General features: G+C 68.8%; 21 protein-coding genes and 2 pseudogenes. 12 read left to right on the forward strand and 11 right to left on the reverse strand.

Features of this window, described 5'->3' with window-relative positions:
- Nucleotides 1-123: 123 nt before the first annotated feature.
- Entirely contained in the window at nt 124-1410 is a 1287-nt protein-coding gene (locus AB0B40_RS24070) for a Gfo/Idh/MocA family oxidoreductase (RefSeq protein WP_345055576.1), read from the forward strand.
- 29 nt (nt 1411-1439) lie between these two features.
- Nucleotides 1440-1753: pseudogene (locus AB0B40_RS24075) on the forward strand (integrase core domain-containing protein); the annotation flags it as partial.
- Here the strand turns inward: AB0B40_RS24075 and AB0B40_RS24080 are convergent.
- Nucleotides 1750-2952, reverse strand: a complete 1203-nt coding sequence (locus AB0B40_RS24080; RefSeq protein ID WP_362265494.1) for a glycoside hydrolase family 64 protein — start codon at nt 2950-2952, stop codon at nt 1750-1752. The pseudogene AB0B40_RS24075 and the gene AB0B40_RS24080 overlap by 4 nt on opposite strands.
- Nucleotides 2953-3033: 81 nt before the next feature.
- Complete coding sequence (locus AB0B40_RS24085; RefSeq protein ID WP_345055579.1) at nt 3034-4311, reverse strand: family 16 glycosylhydrolase; 1278 nt, start codon at nt 4309-4311, stop codon at nt 3034-3036.
- A gap of 769 nt (nt 4312-5080) precedes the next feature.
- Between AB0B40_RS24085 and AB0B40_RS24090 the strand changes: the two genes are divergently transcribed.
- The gene (locus tag AB0B40_RS24090) at nt 5081-5200 is read left to right on the forward strand and encodes an FAD-dependent monooxygenase (protein WP_362265537.1); all 120 of its coding nucleotides are present in this window, start codon (nt 5081-5083) and stop codon (nt 5198-5200) included.
- A 153-nt stretch (nt 5201-5353) separates the two neighbouring features.
- Here AB0B40_RS24090 and AB0B40_RS24095 read toward each other — a convergent pair.
- Together AB0B40_RS24095 and AB0B40_RS24100 are read right to left on the reverse strand one after the other, a co-directional pair.
- Nucleotides 5354-5494, reverse strand: a pseudogene (locus AB0B40_RS24095) (LacI family transcriptional regulator); the annotation flags it as partial.
- Nucleotides 5495-5555: 61 nt separating this feature from the next.
- The gene (locus AB0B40_RS24100) at nt 5556-6056 is read right to left on the reverse strand and encodes a GNAT family N-acetyltransferase (RefSeq protein ID WP_345055582.1); all 501 of its coding nucleotides are present in this window, start codon (nt 6054-6056) and stop codon (nt 5556-5558) included.
- 221 nt (nt 6057-6277) lie between these two features.
- Here AB0B40_RS24100 and AB0B40_RS24105 point away from each other — a divergent pair, with 221 nt between their 5' ends.
- A complete protein-coding gene (locus tag AB0B40_RS24105) occupies nt 6278-6478 on the forward strand; it encodes a DUF397 domain-containing protein (RefSeq protein ID WP_362265496.1) in 201 nt (66 codons plus the stop codon).
- A 65-nt stretch (nt 6479-6543) separates the two neighbouring features.
- Nucleotides 6544-8034: an alpha/beta hydrolase gene (locus tag AB0B40_RS24110; RefSeq protein WP_362265498.1), complete on the forward strand. Its 1491-nt coding sequence runs from the start codon at nt 6544-6546 to the stop codon at nt 8032-8034.
- A gap of 161 nt (nt 8035-8195) precedes the next feature.
- Here AB0B40_RS24110 and AB0B40_RS24115 read toward each other — a convergent pair whose 3' ends face one another.
- Entirely contained in the window at nt 8196-8402 is a 207-nt protein-coding gene (locus AB0B40_RS24115) for a hypothetical protein (RefSeq protein WP_362265500.1), read from the reverse strand.
- A 1264-nt stretch (nt 8403-9666) separates the two neighbouring features.
- Here AB0B40_RS24115 and AB0B40_RS24120 point away from each other — a divergent pair.
- The 3 genes from AB0B40_RS24120 (at nt 9667) to AB0B40_RS24130 (ending at nt 10353) form a co-directional block, all read left to right on the forward strand.
- On the forward strand, nt 9667-9795 hold the full coding sequence (locus AB0B40_RS24120) for a hypothetical protein (RefSeq protein WP_345055588.1): 129 nt from the start codon (nt 9667-9669) through the stop codon (nt 9793-9795).
- A gap of 30 nt (nt 9796-9825) precedes the next feature.
- Entirely contained in the window at nt 9826-10059 is a 234-nt protein-coding gene (locus AB0B40_RS24125) for a hypothetical protein (RefSeq protein WP_345055589.1), read from the forward strand.
- Between the two features lie 102 nt (nt 10060-10161).
- Entirely contained in the window at nt 10162-10353 is a 192-nt protein-coding gene (locus tag AB0B40_RS24130; RefSeq protein WP_345055591.1) for a hypothetical protein, read from the forward strand.
- 20 nt (nt 10354-10373) lie between these two features.
- Here AB0B40_RS24130 and AB0B40_RS24135 read toward each other — a convergent pair whose 3' ends face one another.
- Complete coding sequence (locus tag AB0B40_RS24135; RefSeq protein ID WP_345055592.1) at nt 10374-10484, reverse strand: DUF5958 family protein; 111 nt, start codon at nt 10482-10484, stop codon at nt 10374-10376.
- 160 nt (nt 10485-10644) lie between these two features.
- Here AB0B40_RS24135 and AB0B40_RS24140 point away from each other — a divergent pair, with 160 nt between their 5' ends.
- Entirely contained in the window at nt 10645-11343 is a 699-nt protein-coding gene (locus tag AB0B40_RS24140) for an SDR family oxidoreductase (protein WP_345055593.1), read from the forward strand.
- Nucleotides 11344-11685: 342 nt separating this feature from the next.
- Nucleotides 11686-12102: a hypothetical protein gene (locus tag AB0B40_RS24145; RefSeq protein ID WP_345055595.1), complete on the forward strand. Its 417-nt coding sequence runs from the start codon at nt 11686-11688 to the stop codon at nt 12100-12102.
- A gap of 69 nt (nt 12103-12171) precedes the next feature.
- Here the strand turns inward: AB0B40_RS24145 and AB0B40_RS24150 are convergent, their stop codons facing one another.
- Together AB0B40_RS24150 and AB0B40_RS24155 are read right to left on the reverse strand one after the other, a co-directional pair.
- Nucleotides 12172-12831, reverse strand: coding sequence for a hypothetical protein (locus tag AB0B40_RS24150; RefSeq protein ID WP_362265503.1), 660 nt, complete (start codon nt 12829-12831; stop codon nt 12172-12174).
- A gap of 1401 nt (nt 12832-14232) precedes the next feature.
- Entirely contained in the window at nt 14233-14694 is a 462-nt protein-coding gene (locus tag AB0B40_RS24155) for a hypothetical protein (protein WP_362265505.1), read from the reverse strand.
- A 299-nt stretch (nt 14695-14993) separates the two neighbouring features.
- Here AB0B40_RS24155 and AB0B40_RS24160 point away from each other — a divergent pair, with 299 nt between their 5' ends.
- Both AB0B40_RS24160 and AB0B40_RS24165 read left to right on the forward strand, forming a co-directional pair.
- Nucleotides 14994-15239 (forward strand): hypothetical protein, encoded by a 246-nt coding sequence (locus tag AB0B40_RS24160; RefSeq protein ID WP_345055599.1) that lies wholly within the window; start codon nt 14994-14996, stop codon nt 15237-15239.
- 232 nt (nt 15240-15471) lie between these two features.
- Nucleotides 15472-16062, forward strand: a complete 591-nt coding sequence (locus AB0B40_RS24165; protein ID WP_362265507.1) for a hypothetical protein — start codon at nt 15472-15474, stop codon at nt 16060-16062.
- Nucleotides 16063-16318: 256 nt separating this feature from the next.
- On the opposite strand, the gene AB0B40_RS24170 is transcribed toward AB0B40_RS24165, so the two are convergent.
- From AB0B40_RS24170 to AB0B40_RS24180, 3 genes are all read right to left on the reverse strand, one after another.
- Entirely contained in the window at nt 16319-17518 is a 1200-nt protein-coding gene (locus AB0B40_RS24170; protein WP_345055602.1) for a serine hydrolase domain-containing protein, read from the reverse strand.
- 9 nt (nt 17519-17527) lie between these two features.
- Entirely contained in the window at nt 17528-17854 is a 327-nt protein-coding gene (locus AB0B40_RS24175; protein WP_345055604.1) for a hypothetical protein, read from the reverse strand.
- A gap of 1002 nt (nt 17855-18856) precedes the next feature.
- Nucleotides 18857-19597: an alpha/beta hydrolase gene (locus AB0B40_RS24180; protein WP_362265509.1), complete on the reverse strand. Its 741-nt coding sequence runs from the start codon at nt 19595-19597 to the stop codon at nt 18857-18859.
- Nucleotides 19598-19902: the final 305 nt, after the last annotated feature.

The raw sequence follows: 19902 nt of genomic DNA on the forward strand, positions 1-19902 counted from the left end.
CCCTTCGGGCGAGATACGACCTTTCCGCTCGGGTGAGCGGTGTGACACGACGTCCGGTCGCTGCGCGGGTGCCCCGTACTCCCCCCGCCGGCCCCGGTCGCCCGAGGTCCCGGCGGTCAGGCGATGATCATTATCGACACCGCGCTGCGCCGGCGCGCGGAAGAGGACCGGCCGATCAGGGTCGGCATGGTGGGTGCCGGCTACATGGGGCGCGGCCTGGTGCGGCACATCTCCGCGTCGGTGCCCGGCATGCGGGTAGCGGCGATCTCCAACCGCAATCCGGCCAACGCCGAACGCGCCTACAAAGAAGCGGGGCTGGCGCCCGCGCGGGCCGACACGGCGGACGCTATCTCGGCCGCGGTGGCCGGAGGCCGGCCGGTGGTCACCGAGGACGCGTTCGCGCTGATTGCCGCGGAGGGCATCGACTGTCTGGTGGACGTCACCGGTGCTGTGGACTTCGGCGCCCGGATCACCCTCGCCGCCATCGAGCGGGGCCTGCCGGTGGTGACGATGAATGCCGAACTCGACTGCACCGTGGGTCCGCTCCTCGCACACCGGGCGCGCTCGGCCGGGGTCGTACTCACCGGGGCGGACGGCGACCAGCCGGCGGTGCAGGCCAACCTGCTCCGCTTCGTGCGCAGCCTGGGGGTGACCCCGCTGGTGGCCGGCAACATCAAGGGCTTCCAGGACGAGTACCGCACCCCCACTACCCAGCAGCCGTTCGCCGACCGGTGGGGCCAGAACGTCCACATGATCACCAGCTTCACCGACGGGACGAAGGTCTCCTTCGAGCAGGCGATCGTGGCCAACGCCTTCGGCTTCACCGTGCCCCGGCGCGGGATGTACGGACTCGACCACACCGGCCACGTCGACGAGCTGGCCCAGATGTACGATGTCGACGAACTGCGCGAGTCGGGCGGCATCGTGGACTATGTGGTGGGCACCAAGCCCGCCCCCGGTGTGTATGTGCTCGGCACCCACGACGACCCGGTGCAGCGCAGCTACCTGGAGCTGTACAAGCTCGGTCGCGGTCCGCTGTACAGCTTCTACACGCCCTACCACCTGTGCCACTTCGAGGTGCCGCACACCGTGGTCCGTGCCGTGGACTTCGGCGACGCGGCCCTGACCCCGCCCGCGGGCCCCCGGGTCGATGTGGTGGCCACCGCCAAGCGGGACCTGCCGACCGGCACGGTGCTGGACGGGATCGGCGGCTACGACACCTACGGGGTGGCTGAGTCACACACCGTGACACGGGCGGACGACCTCCTGCCGATGGGCATCTCCGAAGGCTGTGTGCTGCGTCGCGCCGTCACCAAGGACACCGTGCTCAGCTATGCGGACGTGACCCTCCCGCGGGGTCGGCTCGTCGACACGCTCCGCGCCGAGCAGGACGAGCTGTTCGCTGCCTGATCCCATCGAGGGCCCGGAAACTTCGTGGAACCGTCGAGCGGGTGCTGAACGGCAACGGCTCCTGCTACCGCTCACGCGACTGGCGCGACGAGCTGACCCGGGCAGGCATCACGCACCAGCGCACCCGGGCCCTACAGGGCGCAGACCAGCGGCAACGTCGAACGCTTCGACCGCACCCTGCTGGAGGAATGGGCCTACGCCCGCCCCCTACCGATCCGAAGGCGAGCGGCGGGCAGCATTCCCGCAGTGGCTGCACACCTACAATCACCACCGCGGGCACACCGCGCTGAAAGGCCAACCACCCGCCGGCCGCGTCCCCAACGTCCCGGGACAGCAGATCTAGAACGGCGTCAGGGTCAGCCGGATCCCGGTGGGTGCGGTGTCCTGGATGTAGGACGCGAAGTCGGCGACGTCGTCGAAGGCGAAGCCGTAGGCCTCGCCGTCCTGTGTCGCCGCGTGAACGGCCTTCGCGTAGTGGTTCGTCAGGTCGGTCCGGTAGAAGGCCGATGCGTCGGTGACCGGCTGGGCGGGGTTGCTGAGCAGGGTGGAGCGGTTGAAGCCGGCACCCAGGACGGCGGCGACAGGACCGGTGGTGCCGTCGTTCGGGGCGGCGAGGTTGCCGTCGCAGAACAGGACGTCGCGGGTGGACGGTTTGCCGAAGGCGACCGGGGCCGGACCGTCGAAGGTGAACTTGTCGGCGCGTACCCGGCCGGTGAAGGTGCCCGCGTTGGTGGTGACCGTGAGGTCCTTACCGGTGTAGGTGCTCCACACCTGGTCGATGTACGGGGCGAAGTAGTCCTTGGCGAACAGGCCCGCGTCGAGCCCGTGGCCGGGAGCGATGACGCGAAGGTCGTCGACGACCAGGGGGGCGAACTCCGCGACCTGCTTGACGGCGCTGAACACCGCGGCCCGGCCGCCGTCGCGCAGGGTGCCCGTGGTCTGGTCCTTGGCTCCCGTGAGCCGGATGCTCATCGGCACGCTGAACATGTCGACCATGGTCGTGTTGCAGAACATGCCCGAGGCGTTGTGGGTGAACTCGGCGCAGTCGTGCAGGACGCGGTAGTTGGGGTCGGAGGTCACCCAGCCGGCGGGGTACTGCAGTGCCGCATTGCCGTTCCCGTCCGCGACGGCCTTGAACTTCAGTTTCTCGCCGAGCGACACGTAGATGCGGCCTGACATGCGGGGCAGCGTGAGGGCGGCCTCCCCGCTCGCGGGCAGGGAAAGCGCGTAGTCGGTGAAGCCGTCCGCGCCGTTGTCGGACAGCGATATCGGGGCCAGGGTGCCGTCAGGTGTGACCCGGACCTGCTTGCCGTCCTGGTTGCCGACGATGTAGACGTGCACCGAGGCGTTGTCGAACGAGCCGCTGTTGTTGACGATCGTCAGCGGGAGCGCCCCTGCCGTTGCGGCCTTCGTGCCGTTGTCCGTCGTGCCGGCGAGGGCGTGGGGAGCCAGGGCCGCCGCGGCGGGCGCCGCTATCGCCGCTCCGCCCAGGGCGACGAGCAGCTTGCGGCGGCTGAGACTGCGCTGGTGACGTGGTGCCATGTTCTTGCGCCTTTCCTTGGTGCGTGTGCCTCGTGGAAGCGAGTGGGGGGTGGGGTGGGGTGGGCCGTGCGCCGTGCGGGGTCAGCCCACGGTCCACTTCTGGTTGGCGGTGCCGCCGCAGGTCCAGATCTGCAGCCGGGTGCCGTCGGCCGCCGCGTTGTCCTTGGCGTCGAGGCACTTGCCCGCACCGGTGTTGGTGAGGTCGTGGGCGGAGGTGTAGGTCCACTGCTGGGCCTTGCTGCCGTTGCAGCCGTAGAGCTGGACGGGGGTGCCGTCCTCGGTGGAACCGCCGCGTACGTCGAGACACTTGCCCAGCGCGCGGAGGGTGCCGTCACTGCCCAGCGTCCATTTCTGGGCGTCGACGCCGTTGCAGTCGTGCAGTTGGATCGGCGTCCCGTCCGCGGCGGAAGCGCCGGCAACGTCGACGCACATTCCGCCGATGCCCTTGATGGCACCGCCGGCGCCGGTCGAGCCGGTCGAGCCGCCCGCGTCGGAGGTCGAGACGTGGACGTAGTCGACGGTCATCGTCTGCGGGAAAGAAGTGGCCGAGTCGGGGCTGCCGGGCCAGTCGCCGCCGACGGCGAGGTTCAGGATGAGGAAGAACGGATGGTCGTAGACCCACTTCTTGCCACCGAGGTCGGACGGCGTGCGGGTCTCGTAGGCGTGGCCGTCCACCGACCAGGTGATCGCCGCCGGGCTCCAGTCGACGGCGAAGACGTGGAAGTCGTCGGCGAACGCTTTGCCGTCCGGAAGGGTGTACGCGGCACCGAGCCCGCCGGAGCCGGAGTAGCCGGGGCCGTGGATGGTGCCGTGGACCATGCCGGGCTCCTTGCCGACGTTCTCCATGACGTCGATCTCCCCGCTGCCGGGCCAGCCCGCGCTGGGGAGGTTGTCGCCGAGCATCCAGAAGGCCGGCCACATCCCCTGGCCGCGGGGAATCTTGATACGGGACTCGAAGTGGCCGTACGCCTGGGTGAAGCCGCGGGCCGTGTTGAGGCGGGCCGATGTGTACTGGCACGTCCCGTTCCAGCACTGCAGCCCGGAGTCGGTGTTCTTGCGTGCTGTGATCACCAGGTGGCCCTGGCCGTCGAGGGCGGCGTTCTGGTTGCCCGGTGTGTAGTACTGCAGCTCGTGGTTGCCATTGCCCGAACCGCCGGTCTCGAGCGTCCACTTGGTGGGGTCGGGAGCGCTTCCCGCGCTGCCGTCGAAGTCGTCGGACCAGGTCACCGCGGCGGGTGCGGCGCTGGCCCGGTTCGCCCCGGAGCCGGTCGTGGTGATGAGGAGGACGGTGACGAGTGCGACGGCGACCAGTGAGACCAGTCCGCCGAGCGTCCACCGCCGAGCGCGATGAGCTGCCATGGCTGGGATGACACCTTGTCTGTGGGGGGTACAGGTGGTTCCGCCCGTACGGCGTACCGCGAACGAGGGGGCAGATCGTTCCGCTTGAGAGCGCTCTCTCAGCTGCGGTGAGCCGTGGGGGGATCCCGATGGTACGCACGGCCGTTGCCTCGGCCAACTTGTGCGGAGTGCCATCAAACCCCGCTGAACTGCGGTTACTTGGGGAACGAGTCGAGACTCAAGAATGCTTAAGAAGCGTTTAAGCCTCACTTAAGAAGAGCGACTCTCCGGGACCACCCCCCGGAATGGTCAATTCCGTTGATGTGGCGGCATTCGGGCACAAGGGCCGCGGCCAGACCGCAGACGGGGCCGACAGTGCAATTTGAGGCAGGAGAGGCTTCGTCCGGTACGGGGAAGCGACCGGATGGGCCGGCCCGCGCTCCCGGCCTGGCTCGTTCACCCGCGCATCCGGCATCGGCGGGGTGCGGCAGCACCTTCCCGGCACGCGGGGCTGGTGTCCTACGCGCGGACGAGCCGCTCACCCGTTCAGGGCAGGTAGAGGTACACCGAGTTGATCGGCGTGAAGTCCATCCACCAACCGTCCTGCGGTCCCATGTCGTAGCCACAGTTTCCGGTGCCGTCACCGCCCTACGACGCATTCCGGAACCCCGGGGCGCAGCGGGAGTTGGTCGCCTCCCGGTTCCCCGAGCGGAGCTGGCACGTCCCCCGGCTGGTGGCCACGATGCGGGAGGCGGATGACCTGTTCTTCGACGTGGTCGGCCAGATCCACATGCCCACTTGGTCGTCGGGCCGCGTGGCACTCGCGGGCGACGCGGCCCACGCCACCTCGCCCCCTGCCGGGCCAGGGCTCCAGCGTCTCCCCGGTCGGCGCCTACGTGCCGGCCGGTGAGCTGGCTGAGTCCTACCCCAGGCGGCTGTAATCCGGCAGTACCAGGCCGGCGTTGGCGGCGTGGCCCTCGTCCCCGGTGAGCGTGGCGGCGTCGGCACCTTCGTGACCCCTATCACCCATGAGATGCTGGACGCCCGCAACGCGGCCTGCAGAGCGGGCCACCAGGCTCGACCCCCGTGCCACCAGCTCCGGTTGGAGCACAACCCGGCGGTGGGTGTGGCCGTCAGAGGACTCGGACTCCGTCTCCTCCAGCAGGAGTTCGGTGGCCAGCGCGCCCGGTGACGGCGGGCGAACCGGCTCGGCGGTGGTGCCACCTATGTGGTGGCGCCACTTCGAACTGACCGCAGTATGTCTCCTACGGCAGGGAACGGGTGAGCCACACCAGTTCGCCACTGTCATCGGTCGAGACGTGGTCGCGCTGGAACCCAAGCTTTTCGAGGACGCGAAACGACGGCGCGTTCCAGGGGCGCACCGTCGACCAGAGCCGTTTCCGCCCCGTCGCCATCGCCGCGTCGAGCACCGCGGACGCCGCCTCGGTGGCATAGCCCTGTCCGTGTGCGCGCCGGAACAGCTCGTAGGCGATCTCCGGCTCGTCAACGGAAGCCCGACCGACGGTGAGCCCGCAATACCCGATGAAGTCGCCCACATCGCGGCGGATGACGGGCAGCAGAGCAATCCCTGTCAGTGCCGACGCAGTGCGCTGATCCTCGATCATCCGCCGGTTGTCCTCGACCGATGGCATGCCACCACCTCGCTCGGCGACGAGCGCGCGATGGGCGTCGATGTCGGCCTCGGTCCATGGACGCAACGTCAACCGGGCGGTGTCGAGTTGGAGCGGCATCGGCGAGTACGGCATGTCGGCACTCTATCGACGCCGTAGCCCTCATCGGCACTTCTATCGGAGAGGCCGGCACTCACGGCCGTATTCGACTGGCGTGCCAGTGGTCCAGCTACGGGGCCGGCGTACGTGGAGCCGCAATGGCCGTCCGGCTGAGCCGCCTGCGCAGGGACGCGTGACCGGGGCCGCGGTCGGCGGGAATCTTCACCTACAGCTCGGCGCGGAGTTGAGGGACGAGCATGACGATGCGTGAGTACGACCTGAGCGGCGCCCGTCGGCGCAGGAGCACCTGCAGCAACGGCGACGGCGGCAACTGCGTCGAGGTCGCCGAGGGAGTCCCCGCTGTCGGTCCCGTCTGTGACGGCAGGGTGACCGGCGGGTCCGTGGTCCTCGCCGGGGCCGCCGCCTGGGTGGAGTCCGTCAGGGGGATGGTGGGGTAAACCCCAGGTCGTTTCAGGTTGTTGCCCGGATGGGGCGAGCCCCTGAGATCCGCGAAGCTCGTCGTATGACGCAGCCCGCACGCACCATCCGCAACGCCGCCATCGTCGGCGTCTCCACCGCCCTTCTGGCCGTCACCGCGCCCGTGACCGCCTCCGTGGCCGCGAGCCCCTCCGAGGGTCTCGCCTGGACCGCCTGCGAGGGCTCCGGCATCGACCCCCGTCAGCAGTGCGCCACCCTCCGGGTCCCCATGGACTACGCCGACCCCGACAGTCCCCGCATCGACATCGCCGTCTCGCGCATCCGAAGCGAGAATCCCGTGGCCCGGCGCGGCACCCTGCTTCTGATCCCCGGCGGGCCGGGCGGCTCCAGCCTGAACGACCCCTCGGGGAAGGGGCAGAAGCTCCCCCAGGACGTCCTCGACGCCTACGACCTGGTCGGCTTCGCCCCACGGGGGCTCGCCCCGTCCACGCCCGTGGACTGCGGGCTCGACCACGGCGACCTCGCCACGTCCAAGCTCCGCCCCTGGCCCGCCGCCGACGGTTCGGTGGACGAGAACATGGCCACCGCCCGCCGCATGGCCGACGCCTGTGCCGCGAACGGCGGCGAACTGATCCGGCACCTCAGCACCGCCAACGAGGCCCGCGACATCGACCGCCTCCGCGCCGCGCTCGGCGAGCGCAAACTCTCCGCGTGGGGCGTGTCGTACGGAACATACGTCGGAGCCGTGTACGCGCAGCTGTTCCCGCACCGCACCGACCGCATCGTGTTGGACAGCAACGACAACCCCGACCCCACCCGCGTCGCCCGCGCCTGGCTGGCCGGGCACGAGCAGGGCGTCGAGGACACCTTCCCGGACTTCGCCGCCTGGGCGTCGAAGCCGGACAACCCGGACCGCGTCGCGAGCAGTGCCGCCGACGTCCGGCCGCTGTTCCTGCGGCTGGCCGCCCGCCTCGACCGAGAACCCCTCCCTTGGCCCGGCGCCACCCCGGAGGAACTGAACGGCAACGTCCTGCGCCAGACCATGCTGGACAGCCTCTACTCCCCCAGCCGCTATCCCGCGCTCGCCAAGCTGATGCGGGCCGCGCAGCAGGGCACCGTGCCACCCGCTCCCGCCGCGCCGCCCGAGGCCGTCCTGCAGAACGTCGCCGCCGTCGGGGCAGGCACACTGTGCAACGACGTCGCGTGGCCCACGTCGAAGGCCGTGTACGAGAAGGACGTCGCCGAGAGCCGCGCCAAGTACCCGCTCACCGCCGGCATGCCCCGCAACGCGATGACGTGCGCCGCCTGGCCGTATCCGCCACGTGAGGCGCCGGTGCGGATCACCGGCCGGGGGCCGTCCGACATCCTGCTCGTCCAGAACGAGCGGGACGTCGCGACCCCGCTCAGCGGCGCCCAAAAGCTCCGGGAGGCGCTCGGCCGGCGTGCGATCATGGTGACGGTGAACTCCATCGGGCACGACGCCTTCCTCGCCAACGGCAACGCTTGCGGCGACCGCACGGTCTCCCGCTTCCTGGCAACCGGGCAGCGGCCGGGCACGGACATCTACTGCGCCTGACGATCGCCCCGCGTCACCAGCCCCGACTCATAGGCCGTGATGACCAGCTACACCCGGTCCCGGGCCGCCCGGATCGCCCACGACGCACCTCACCTGGGCTGGCCTCCGCCGACAAAGGCATCGTCGAGCGGACCTTCGGCACCATCGACGCGCTGCGTGCGTCACCTCGGGCGGTGCTCCTGTGGCCACTGTCCGGTGATCTTGCCGTCGGGCGTCAGGGTGAACCGCGTTCCGTCCATATCCGTCGAGGCACTGCCTCGCGTGCCGTACGCCTTCATGGTGAAGCTCTCCGCTTTGCCCATGTACACGTACGCCTCAGCGGCGTTGCTCCACGAGTTGACCCGCACCTGCACTCCCCAGTCATTCACTTGCGGCCTCTCCCGCCAGGACCCCCAGCTGCTCTGCGGTAGCAGCCCGGCGCCTCGGCCCGAGAAGACGTACCAGCTCGCGAGGCCAAACAGGGTCACAGAGGCAATGAGCGCAAACGCGGTCGACCGGCGACGAATGCGGGGGGAGAGAGCCACTTGATGGGTTCCTTCATCGTTCGAGGAGCGCTTCGCCACAGTCCAAGACGGTTTCGGGCCGGGCCGCGTTCCTGACCGTCGGGATCAATCGGCTGAACCCTCATCTGTCAAGGTCAAACCGCTGTGTCGTCAGGCCGACCCGGTCGCGTCCTGAGATGTGGTGTGCCGGTCCCCACCTGATCCGGGCGTTTGTCCCGGCGTCGGAGTGAGTGCCCGGATACGAGAACGGCCACCGGCTGATCTTCGAGATGCCCTGCTGACACACCGGCTCACACAGCCGGCACACGTGGCTCCCGGGCTGGCGGCCCGGGAGCCACGCTCTCGTACTACGCCGGCACCATGATCCATGCCTCGCCGGTCGCGGTCTGGCGGGCGCCGAGGAGCCGAGGAGCTGGGCCCGGTCGTCGGTGCGGCGGGTGCCGTACGGCTCTCGACCACGCGGCTCACGTCGGCTTCAGCCCGGAGCCGTGCGCCCTCGCCCGGCACGCAGGCGGCCACACGCCCGCCTGCTGCCCCCGTAGGCCGGGGCGGTGTAGGAAGCACGTCGATGCATCCGATGTCGCGCGTGCGGGGGAAACATCGGGTAAGGGTTCGGGACTATGCGCCCGTTCGAGCGCCTGCCGCCACGAGGGATACGGGAGGCGGCCCGCTCCCGGGCTCCCGGCGCGGCGGCGTCGGTGGGCCCGGTCCGAATCCTGCCCCAGCCTGCCCTCCAGCGCGCGGGAACCGGTCCCCTGGCGGAAGCCGTCGCGGAACAGCGCCGAGGAGCCAGCGCCGTGGCCAGGCGGCCAAGCGAGTGGGACAGCCGGTCGGTGATCCACGTGCACTGATGACCGGGTCGGCAGACTGTGCGACTCAGTAGTAGATCGTTTGTGACGAATTCCGGGACTCGCCGCTTCTCCCTTCACGGGCGGCGACGTAGCTGTGAAGGACCGACCTGGCCAACAAGTGCAAGCCGGAGCCGGGCCTGGCTGACGTCCTGACGCTCCAGCGACAGACCGCAGCGACCGCGTCCGCGGAAGCCGGGCGGGCGCTCTTCCAGGACTCCCTCGCCGAGTACGTATGGGCCCGAGACGTCGCGGGCCTGTCACCGCGCACGCTGGAGTCGTTGGTCCAGCCGGTGCTGGAGATCTGCTCGCACTACGACGTCACACCGTGGCACCTGACCGCGCGGCAACCGGACAAGTACTTCGCGGACCCGGGCAAGCGGCCGCGGCACACGACGGTCCGGTCATGAAGATCAACCGGACCGACCAGCAGCCGATCCGTGTCGACCGCGCTGCCTTCCGACCGCGCCGGTCTCCTGGACCGCCTGGACGACCCGCGCGACCGCCTCACGGTCGCCCTCGTGGCCATCTACGCCCTCCTCCCCGGGCAGCTCGCCCACCTCCGGCGAATTGACGTCGACCGCAGCAAGGGCCAGCTGTGCCTGCGTCGAGTGGGACGCATGGATCACGCCATCTACCTCGGCGCCTTCACCCTGCGTCTCGCCACAGCGTGAGAGCTCCAGCACCACCAGCGCTGGCCCGACAGCTCCCATCCCTGCTTCTTCGTCACCCGGAACACCGCCGTTGACGATTCCGGCCCGCCCATCAGTGCTGGCGTGGTTCAGTCGCTCTTCCAGCGAGTCGGCCTGCCCGCGGGCCGCCTGCGTGTGGACCGAATCGTCGACGAGGCGCGCCACAGCGCCGACCCCGTCCGGCTGATGGAACTCTTTGGCCTGTCCAACCTCTCCGCCACCCGCCACGTCCTGTCGGCACACCCGGACAAGAAGAATGACCCCATCGGCCCGTGAGGCCCGCTCGGTCTGATCTGTCAGGTGGGATCCAGGGCGGACAGCCTGTGCCACCAGTGACCGCATCCGTGGGGGCAGTAGCGCTCGCGGCGCCGTGCATCGGAGATCGCGAGTACCGCGATCAGCCCCACAGTCCTATCAACGCCTTAACTGATCGGCATGACGCCGCCTAACTCCTGATCACAGTCAGGAGCGGAGCCGTCGGAGAAAGCCGGGAGGGAGCGTCGAAGATCGCTGGGTATAGTGCAGGCGCTTCGCCCCGATGACCCCGTCGCCGAGGAGGCCGTCCCCATGGAACCCGTCACGCTGATCACCGGCGGCTCGACCGGAATCGGCGCCGCCACCGCCCGCGCCCTGCTCAAGCAGGGCCACCGCGTGGCCGTCACCGGACGCGACGCGGGCAAGCTGGCCGCCTTCGCCACCACAGCGGGGGCGGGCGAGCGGCTGCTGATGATCACCGGCGACGCCAGCGAAGCGGATGACGTCGCCGCCGCCGTCCGCCACGTGCTGGACACCTGGGGCCAGCTGGACAACGTCATAGCCAACGCTGGTTTCTCCCTGCCCGGCAACCTGGAGACCCACGCCCCTGAGGACATGCGCGCCATGGTCCTCACCAACGTCCTGGGCCCCGCCCTGCTGATCCAGGAGACCCTGCCCCACCTGAGGAGCTCCAAGGGCCGAATCATGATCATCGGCTCGGTCGCCGGCGTCCGCCACACCCCCGGCAACCTCTACTCCGTCACCAAGTGGGCCGCCCACGCCCTCGCCGAGAACACCCGACTCCTGGTCGGCCAGGACGGGGTCGGCGTCACCGTAGTCGCTCCCGGCATCGTGGACACCCCCTTCTGGCACGCCCGCGGCGGCACTCCCGAGGCAGCTGCCACGATGACCGCCGAGCAGATCGCGGACACCATTGTGTTCGCCATCAACCAGCCCGCGGGCGTGGACATCAACCACATCACGGTGCGGCCGACGGGGCAGGTTGGCTGAGGTAGAGCCCCCACGGGCCGTACGGGGAGGCGCCTGGCTCCGCCGAGCATGGTGTGGCGCGGACCAGGGGCCGCCCCTTCGGATCTGGGCCGCCACCCCGCGGCGTTCCTAGGCACCGCTACCGCCGTTGCCCTGATCATATGGGTTTGGCCGGTTCGGGCTGGTCTCGCGGCTTGGTCCTGCTGGGCTGCTCGGGTGAGTGACCGCAAGCCCTGCAAGAGCGACCTGGCCCGTACGAGAGCAGGCCGGCATCCTCCGAGTCCCGGGTGCGCTGGCCCATGATCGACGTAATAGCGCGCCGGCTCACCGGCCAGACGACGCCCACCTGGCGCGGGTGAGCCCGTGGACGCTCAGGTCAATCCGCTCGTGGAGCGGATTGACGCACACGAACGCGAACTCGTCGGCGATGCGGAGCAGATCCGCGCGCAGATGGACGAGCTCACCGCGCGTCTGCGTGCACTCGACGAGGAAATCGGGAACCTGGCGGTGACCCGTAAGACCCTCCTCGCCCTCCCGCCGGCGGCCCCGGAGCCGACCGAGGAGCCGCCCGTCCTGCCGAACCACCCGGCCTACCAGCAGATCCTCGACGCCTTCGCCGAGACTCCTGGGCCGAAGCGCGCCCGCGACCCGTGCCAGGTCCTGGACTTCCCGCTCACGCCGAAGACCATCGAGAGCACCCGGCACAAGCTCAAGGGTCTGGTCAGCCTGGGCGTCCTTACCGACACCGAACCGGGCCTGTTCGCCCAGCGCCGCCCGTAGCTGCCCTCCGCTCCGAACCACCCGTCCATCACGGCCGCCGCATTCGTCATCCGGCTCACGACGCGAGCGCTAGTGACCCGTCGTGCGGAGCCACCGCATGGTGGTGACGAGCTCTTCGCGCTCTTCGTCGAAGTCCTCGCACAGCGCGAGCAACTCGCGACCGGTGGACGAGTCCAGCCGCCCTGCGGAATCGGGGAGAGCCCGGAGAACACCGTGGCAGGCGGACTCGACAGCGAAATTTCGTGACCCGAAACAGCCCTCGCTCGCCCGGTCCGCCCGGTCCGCGAGGTACTGACGGTGGGCTTCCTCCGAGGGGTGGGAGTAGAACGAGCCCTCGACGAGGTCATCGAGGTAGTTCGCCAGGCCGGCCGAGGATTCGACCACTCGCTCCGCTTCGTCCACGCCAGGCTTGTCCAGCAACTCTCCGAAAGCCAGCAGGCTGCTGATGGTCTCCAGTTGGAAGAGCTGGACCGTGTCCGGGTCCACTTCAGACGTGAAGAGCGGGGCGGTGCACAGCTCGGCGATTGCTCGCCGGTATGCGCGATCCGACTGTTCACCAGCAGGTGATGCTGCCAGTCGGAACAGCGACTCCAGCGCAGCCTGGTCGACGCCCCACTCTGCATCGAGCTCGAACGCGAGTACTGGCGCACGCCACCGCCACAGGGCCAGGACGGCAGCCTGACGCTGGTAGGCGGGCTTCAGGTCCACCAACCGCTCGATCCGCACCACGTCCTTGAGCCGACCCTTCTGATCTACCGATCCTCACCCGACCCCTTCACCACGGGACACTGTAGAAGCCGCCGAAGGACCAAGCGATCGCCTGGACAACGCCTCACCTCCGAGCCAACGCCAGAATCGGGCATACCGTTTCAGAATGTCGTCTGACATTTGACGACAACTCCTAGAAAGGTGCTGTGCCGCTGGCGATCTTCTGTCGCTGTATGGCCAGCCCTTCGCTGCGCCCGTGCCGGTACGTCTCGCGTACTCGGTCAAGGTGGGCGGCGCGCCGGTCCGCTTGGGTTGGCTTGTCGATTCCGGCAGCCGGTGAGGCATGCGACGACCAACAGAGCACCGCACACGCCGATGCTCGCACTCCCCCGAGTCCTCATGATCGGAGGCTGCCAGGACAACGCGGCCAAGAGAGATGGCCACAGAAGCGCGGCTGCCACGGAGTTGAGGAAATCTGCCCCGAACCAGGGAGCCGATGCATAGGGTCGGTTTGCCACGGCTGTCGGTCACCCATCCCGCTCGCCCGCTCACACGTTCGGTGCGTTCGGGCACCCCACGGTGAAGGGAGAGTGAGATGGGAGAACACGCCAAGCCGAGGCGAAGGCGGCTCACTGGCCGCCGATTCTGGTTTACTCATCCAGATCGCGGTCTGGCTGAGCAGCCACTTCGGCGACCAGTAGCCCGATGGGTACCGGCCGTTCAGGACGCCAATCTCGGCGGCCGGTGCCCGCATTCGCCTGCAAACTATGCACACCCTCACGGGGTGTTCAACGCTCACGAGCATAGCCACGCAGGACTACGTATGACACGTAAAACTTGATGCCGGTGTAGCGACACGGCCAGGTTCCCGTGTCGCTACACGGTGAGGCGGCTCGGTGACCGGGCAGTTCCCTCTTGGGTCCGTGACTGGGGCTGGGAGGAGGCCAGGCCCTGGTCCGACGCCATGACCCACGCCCTGGTCGAGCACTACAGTCGCTGGGTCGCCGGCTGACGGTGGGCGTACGACGAAGGGGACTTCGACTGAGGGCCGGTCGGCAGCCGATGCCGCCCCCAGGACTCGGTCACCTCCCCGGACGAGACCCTCGACCGTGTGACCGCGGCACAGCGGGTAGCGCACCGAACTCGTGCTGCCCCGGCGCACGATCTGCTGCAGCGTCTGCCCCTCCCGGTGGGTCAGTCTGCGCACATGAACAGGCTCAGCCACCACACCCCAGCGGTCGGACGGACGTCTACGGACATCCAACCGCCGGAACCACCACTCCGGCCTACCTTCCCGGTCGGAGCACTACCCGGACACGGCCGCGATCATCTCGTCGAGAGTCATGCCCAGGAGGATCGGTGTGACACCGCGAGGCGGGTCGAGTACGAGACCATGGCTGCCCTCCATACGGGCCGCCCCGCTCAGATGCGGTCCGCGACCAGAACGTAGTCGTAGTACAGGGGGTCGCCCTCCTCGTCCACCGGGTACTCGTAGCTGCTCTGGTTCCCGAGGATCACCTTGAGCTCCGGCAGGGCATCGAAGCCGAGGTCGTTCTCCTCGATGGTGTGACCCCGCTCCGCCAATTCTTCGAAGAGGTCTCCGCTCGGGGTACGGAAGACGTCGAGCCCGTCCAGCAGCACCCGTACGTCGGCGTCCTCGTCCTGGAACCGGAACAGCTCCACGCCGCTCAGCGCGCCCTTGGTGAACCCGAGTACGATGTTCAGCCGGTACTCGTCGTGTGTGAGGCCGATCTGCCCGGGCTCCTCGTCGCTCGAGGCGGTCCGGAAGAGACCCCACCCCTCCACTGCGGCACGCGCTTCCTCGACCGACATGCCGAGCCGGAAACGCCCGACACCCACATGCGGCACAAGCTCCAGTTCCATGCTCACTCCCTCGATCACGCGCCCCGGGCCCTCATGCCAGCAGGACGTGCTCGTCGATGGTCCATCCTCGCTTCGTGAGCATGGCCTGCAGGCGCTTGGTGTGCTTCAGGCTGTTCACCATCTCCTCAATGTGCTGATCACACTTACCGGGGAATCGTCGCTTGATGTCGTTGACGTCCATGCGGATGGCGGGGCCGTTGTGCTGGCCACGTCGTGCGCCCATGCGGCGGGCAGCGCGGTGGTGGTGTGGGGGGGCCGTGCCGCTCTTCGAGACGGCCCGGCATGGTCATGTGCCGGACGTGACGGAGGTACGCGAGCTGGTCGGCTATGTGCGCAAGCACCGTACGGCCGGGGCCGAGCGCCCCTCCGAGTTCGTGCTCGGCGGTGCCACGCCTCCGGACGCAGCGAAGGCCAGGGACAGGATCGGTCCCGTGCACGACGCCGGTGCCACCTGGTGGGACGAACGACTGGTCCAGACCGGCCCCGCCCTGGACCGCCTCCCTCCGGTGCTGCGCCGTATCGAGGCAGGGCCGCCGGTGCTCTGATCAGCCATTCGAGAGTGGGCCGGGCTCGGTCAGCATTTTCCCGGGGAGTTGGGACCGTGCTCGGCTGGCCGGAGGGCTGCCAGGTGCTATGTGCGCGTGCGGGCTCGTGGGGTCTCGGTCCACCAGGGTTCAGGCGGAGGGCGTTCATCGCGGTGGCCGCGAGCCGGTGCTGTAACTGAGCCGACTACGGTGGCGCCGTCCCCGCTCCTTTCGCGACAGGAGACGCTGCTTCATGACCGATGGCCTTCAGTGGCTCGAAGAGCCGGTTCCGCTCCCCGGCGGCTACTGCGCCATCTTCGCGCGCGGTATCGATTCCGAAGACCTCGTACGCCGGCTCGTGCCTGGTACCGAGCCTCGCTTCATGGGTTTGCGCACACACGAAGCGTTCGCCACCGACCTGTTCGACTTCGACCGTGGCAAGCCCGTTGGCACGGCCGTAGGTGTCCGCTACGAATCGGTCGGCGACCTCTCTTTCGCCATCGGCTACGGCCCCTGGCAGGAAACCCTCAGCCGGTTCGACACTCCTGAGATCTCCCACGGAGGTGCGCACACATACGAGCTGTACTTCATGGCCGAACATCCCAACATCCCTCCCCCGCACTTCCGTTACAACCATGACGGCGTGTACGAGGTGATGTGTGACCTCAACAACGACGACTGGGTGGGGGTCGTCGATGTCCTCGGGAACAACGCCGAGCTGGTCGCCACACTGGAAGGCGACAAGCGGCGGCCCATGGAGATCCTGGAGCAGCGGTTCGGTCTCACCCTGCCGAGGGAAGCGATCCTCACCGGGACACTACCCGCCGCGATCATCCGAACCTGACAGCAGCGAGACCGGCCCTGGAAACCCCCATCGGCCGGTCTCAGCCAGGTCCACCGGTCCGCCGCCCCGGGCGCGCGGAGCTTTGGACGGGTCCAGCCCAGCGTCTGCTTGATCATCCGGAAGGTGTGCTCCGGATCGAACCTGCGCAGGAACGCCTGCCGGCGCGGATCGGCGGATGTTCGGCTTGGCCGGCGGACAGGACGCCCTGAGCGGGTTCGTCGCGGCGACTTCGTTCAGCGTGGTTGGCGAGTGCGGTTCATGTGGACGTCGGCGTTCGACGAGCGGAGCACAGTGCGCGGTCGACGAGATCCGTGACGTCTTGGATCTGCCGAGTGGCGGTGCTTTCATCGCCCGGTCGGCTGTGCAAGGAGACCGTGACGATGGTCCGGCCGTCCGGAGCCGTGGCAGGCCACACCAGGTATCCGAATCCGTCGCCGCTGTGCCCCCAGTACCCGCCGCCGCAGGACAGTGGTGTCCAGAACAGGCCGAGCCCGTCGCGCGTGCCCCGTGGAAAGCCGCGGTCGGCAGGGACCTCGACGGTGCGCTGCATTTCAGCCAGCTGGGCGGGAGCCAGGAGCCTGCCCTGCACCAGTGCCGTGAAGAACCTGTTGATGTCCGCGGCTGTACTGATCATCGACCCGTCGGCATCGGCATCGAAGGGCAGGTAGGCGACCGTGGTGTCGGTCATGGCACCACCCGGCTCGAACTGCTGGTAGTCCCGGGCATGAGGTCCGGGCAGGAACGGCCGGTTGCCGGGTGTGAGGGTGCGGGTGAGTCGCAGCGGACGAAGAATCCTGTCCCAGACCTCGTACTCCCATGTATGGCCCGTGACAGCCTTGATGACCATGCCAAGGAGAACATAGTTGGTGTTGGAGTACTTCCAGCCGGCCCCGGGTGCGAAGGACGGCTGGTGCTTCATCGCGAGGGCCACACGCTGCCGGGAGGTGTAGGTGGTCCAGCGGTTCGCGCGATACCCGGCCGCGCTGAGATCAGGAACGACGTCGCCGATGTAGTCGGGCAGCCCGCTGGTGTGCTGGAGCAACTGGCGCAGCGCGACCCGGCGCCCGTCATTGCCGTGGCCGCGGACCAGGCCGGGCAGCCAGGTGTCCACAGTGTCGTCCAGCGACAGGCGGCCTTCGCCGGCGAGCTGGAGCAGTACGGTCGCGACGAACGTCTTCGTGGTGCTGCCGATCCTCACGTAGCCGTCCGTGGCCACAGGCTGACCGGTGCTGAGATCACCGACCCCGCTGTGGACGGTCCGCACACCGTGGGGCGTCTCCAGTCTGACCGATACGCCTGTGACGCCGTCGTCCCGGAGGGCGTCGGCATCACGCTGCAGTTGGGACGGGCGATCGGGGGCCGCCGCTCCGGATTCTGCCGGAACGAATAACGCCAGAAGGGCGACAGCGAGCACGGTCACTGTCCGACGACTGATCCAACTCCGCATGATCGACATGAGGCAACGCTAAGAACGATGCCTCTGACGAACCATCCGGCCAACCCGAGGTTCCTTGGTCGGGCTCTCCCCAGTGTTCTGGCTGACATCGTCCGGACTCTCCTCAACCTGCCACGACTCATGAACATCCGTCAGCCACACGACCGTCACACGAAGTCGGGCCATAAGGAACAAGCTCAAGGCGCGGTCCAGGCGCGCGGCCTGCGCGGCGAGCAGGGAGATCAGTTCGTCGCGCAAGCGGCGGCGGACGGTGGACTCGGAGATGTTGTTGCCGCCGGACAGGTCGGCCAGGTCGGCCACGCGCTGATCGTGGCGCGGGATGGCCAGGACGATCACCGCGATCTTCCCGGGCGGCAGGATCCGCCACCGGGACCTGAACGCCTTCAGGTGGCGGCGCAGCAGGTCGGCGAGGTGGTTGACGGGATGGTGTCCCTACTCGTGGTGTAGCCGATCAAGGTGGCGGAATCCCCAGGTCGCGGCTCGAATTGCCCACGCCAGAGGCGCTGTTGGGGCTCACCGAGCCGGGACCAGCGGCGATCGCCAGGCGGCCCGCAGCGGCAGGTACCGGACGGCTCCGAAGCGGAGCCGAGAGACCGTGATCGGCTACACCACGACGAGGGACACGACCGTTGACGGTGCGCGTGGACAGCGACAGAAGGCACAGGTAGACAAGCTGGCAAGTGTCCTTGGCGTGCTCTTTGGCTCTCTTCACGCAGTGCCCGCCTGAGACCGGGGGCACCCCGGTTGCGCCGCCCGCAGCGGTGGGGCGCGGCGTCACCGGGGTGCCCCCGGTCGCAGGCGGGTGGTGAACCGGCCGTCGGGCGTTTCCGCAGCCAGCCGCGGTCGACCATCCTGATCAGCTTTCCGCGCAGCGGCTCCAGCCTGGCCCGCAGGCTGACATCCACCCCCACCATCTCGCCGACCTGGCGGCCCATGACCGGCCCGGCGGCCTTCCGCACTGCCGCGAGGATCCGCTGATAGTCCGGTGAGAGCACGGTCTCCTCCATACCCGCCGCACGGTGCGGGATCATCATCATCGCCTGTCCACCCACTCGTCCCAGCACCGGCGCGGTCTCAGCACGGTCCTGGGCGAGCTGCTCGCTCACCCGCTCAAGGACTCGCTCAGCGACGGCGAGCCGACAGCACCTGTACACGAGTTTGGGCGGCACTCGAAGCTCTGCAGACCTCGGGCAATCCATGGCTTCGGGCAGCACGGGCCCTTGCCAAGAGGCTGGCAGGGGCCCGTGGTGTAGTGAGCCGACGAGGGCCGGGACCCCCTGGATGAGCAGCATCCTGGCCAACACGGCTACCGTCTGCTGGTGGCCTGACGGCCCGGCGTCACTTCAGGTGTCGGGTGAAGAACTGGGCCGCGGCGTCCCCAGCGAACTGCGGGACGCCGGTGTGCCCGCCCATATTGGCGTGCAGCGTCTTCTCCTTGGAGCCGAAGGCGTCGAACAGGTCCAGGGCCGTCTGCCGGTCGTTCCCTTCGTCGTCCCACTGCAGCAGGACGTGCAGCGGAATGGCGACCTGGCGGGCCTCCTCGAACGTGGCGCGGGGGACGAAACTCCCGGCGAACAGAACAGCGGCCGAGATGCGCGGCTCGACCACCGCCAGCCGGGTCCCGATGGAGATCACTCCCCCCGAGTACCCGACCGGGCCGCCGATCTCGGGCAGCGACAGGAGGGCGTCCAGGGCGGCCTGCCATTCCGGGACCGCCTTGTCGACCAGGGGGAGGATGAGGGCGTCGATGATCTCGTCGCTGACCGGCTCGCCGGCCTCCATAGCCCGGCGCAGGTCGGCGCGAGCCTGCTCGGCGGCGGGTAGGCGGGGCCGGTTGCCGCTTCCGGGGAGCTCGATGGTGGCCGTGGCGAAGCCGTCCGCCGCGGACTGCCGCGCTCGTGCCACCAGTCGGGGGTACGTCTTGCGCAGCCCGAGAGGAGGGGGGCTGAGTAGGATCAGCGGCGCCGGTGCGGATGCGGATGCGGATCCGGGCGTCCACAGGATGCCGGGGATCTCGCCGAGGGTGAATTCGCGCTCGAGGACAGCGTCGTCGAGACGCTGTTCAGAAGTGAATTGCATGGTCGTGCCTTTCAGGAGTGCCATCGAACAGCGCTCCCGGACGACCTATCGTCCGACCGTGACCCCGGAGGGGAGCACCCATGTCGATACGTTCACGGGTACCACCTCCTCGCTCTCTTGCACGGCCTCCGGAAACGTAGCAGTGGCTGCCGTGGTTCCGCCAACGAGTTTTTGCGGAGGCTCTGTGGCCGAACACCATGGCGCCGCGGTCCCGCCCGTCACTGGTCGGTAAGCGCACGTCCGCCACCGATTCGAGCACCGAAAAACCGGCAAGCAACCGCTGACGGACGCTCTACTGCGCAGAC

The organism is Streptomyces sp. NPDC042638, from assembly GCF_040647235.1.
In the GTDB taxonomy this organism is placed as follows: domain Bacteria; phylum Actinomycetota; class Actinomycetes; order Streptomycetales; family Streptomycetaceae; genus Streptomyces; species Streptomyces rameus.

Coding starts and splice junctions, on each gene's coding strand:
- AB0B40_RS24070 (WP_345055576.1), top strand. CDS start 124: ATGATCATTATCGACACCGCGCTGCGCCGGCGCGCGGAAGAGGACCGG.
- AB0B40_RS24080 (WP_362265494.1), bottom strand. CDS start 2,952: ATGGCACCACGTCACCAGCGCAGTCTCAGCCGCCGCAAGCTGCTCGTC.
- AB0B40_RS24085 (WP_345055579.1), bottom strand. CDS start 4,311: ATGGCAGCTCATCGCGCTCGGCGGTGGACGCTCGGCGGACTGGTCTCA.
- AB0B40_RS24090 (WP_362265537.1), top strand. CDS start 5,081: ATGCCCACTTGGTCGTCGGGCCGCGTGGCACTCGCGGGCGACGCGGCC.
- AB0B40_RS24100 (WP_345055582.1), bottom strand. CDS start 6,056: ATGCCGTACTCGCCGATGCCGCTCCAACTCGACACCGCCCGGTTGACG.
- AB0B40_RS24105 (WP_362265496.1), top strand. CDS start 6,278: ATGACGATGCGTGAGTACGACCTGAGCGGCGCCCGTCGGCGCAGGAGC.
- AB0B40_RS24110 (WP_362265498.1), top strand. CDS start 6,544: ATGACGCAGCCCGCACGCACCATCCGCAACGCCGCCATCGTCGGCGTC.
- AB0B40_RS24140 (WP_345055593.1), top strand. CDS start 10,645: ATGGAACCCGTCACGCTGATCACCGGCGGCTCGACCGGAATCGGCGCC.
- AB0B40_RS24155 (WP_362265505.1), bottom strand. CDS start 14,694: ATGGAACTGGAGCTTGTGCCGCATGTGGGTGTCGGGCGTTTCCGGCTC.
- AB0B40_RS24165 (WP_362265507.1), top strand. CDS start 15,472: ATGACCGATGGCCTTCAGTGGCTCGAAGAGCCGGTTCCGCTCCCCGGC.
- AB0B40_RS24170 (WP_345055602.1), bottom strand. CDS start 17,518: ATGTCGATCATGCGGAGTTGGATCAGTCGTCGGACAGTGACCGTGCTC.
- AB0B40_RS24180 (WP_362265509.1), bottom strand. CDS start 19,597: ATGCAATTCACTTCTGAACAGCGTCTCGACGACGCTGTCCTCGAGCGC.